General features: G+C 36.9%; 1 pseudogene. It reads right to left on the bottom strand.

The annotated features are described in order from the left end of the window. Positions 1 to 909, bottom strand: a pseudogene (locus ACODS7_RS32235) (IS3 family transposase); the annotation flags it as partial.

Below are 909 nucleotides of genomic sequence, written 5' to 3'. Positions count from 1 at the left end.
TGCCTTAATCCGTTTCGTATTATAATAATCTATATATTTTTCTAATTCTATTTTAAAGTGCTCTACATTTTCAAATTCTTTTATGTAGAGGAACTCCGACTTCATAATCCCAAAGAAATTTTCTATTACTGCGTTGTCGTAACAGTTTCCTTTTCGAGACATACTCTGGACGATAGCTCTTGATTCAAGTGTCCGGACGTACTGTCTCATTTGATAATGCCATCCTTGATCCGAATGCATCAGTAGCTGGTGGGTTTCGGGTAAACGTTCCAATGCTTTCTCTAACATGTCTGAAACAAGCGAATACGTCGGTCTAGAACCAATTGTATAGGTAATAATTTCACCATTATACAAATCTAATACAGGTGATACATACAGTTTTTCTCCAAACAATTTAAACTCTGTGATGTCTGTTACCCACTTTTGATTCGGTGCATCTGTATGAAAATTACGCTCTAAAATATTAGGTGCAATTCTACCGACTTTTCCTTTATAGGATTTATATTTCTTCATACGCACAACACACTTTAACCCAAGCTCTTTCATAATGCGCTGAACCTTCTTGTGGTTCACTTTCTGGCCACGATTCGTTAATTCATCACGAATGCGACGGTAACCATAACGACCTTCATTTTCCTCATAAATCGCTTTAATCTCAGCTTTCAAATCGGCATCTACATCTGGACGATTCATTTTCTTTACTAAATCATAATACGTGCTTCGAGGAATAGTAGCTAGCTCCACGAGTGCCTTGACCGAATATTTATGCCTTAATTCATAGACTACTTGCGCTTTGTCTTGTTTTGTGATTTTTCCTTGTTTTGAACTAAGGCATTTAACTTTTTTAAGTACTCATTTTCCATCTCAAGCTGTTTAATGCGTGCTTCAAGTGCTTCGACTGACCCTTCA

Source organism: Bacillus sp. FG16 (assembly GCF_057809515.1).
The sequence above is the reverse complement of the archived record's forward strand: the minus strand, read 5'-3'. Positions and strand labels throughout refer to the sequence as shown.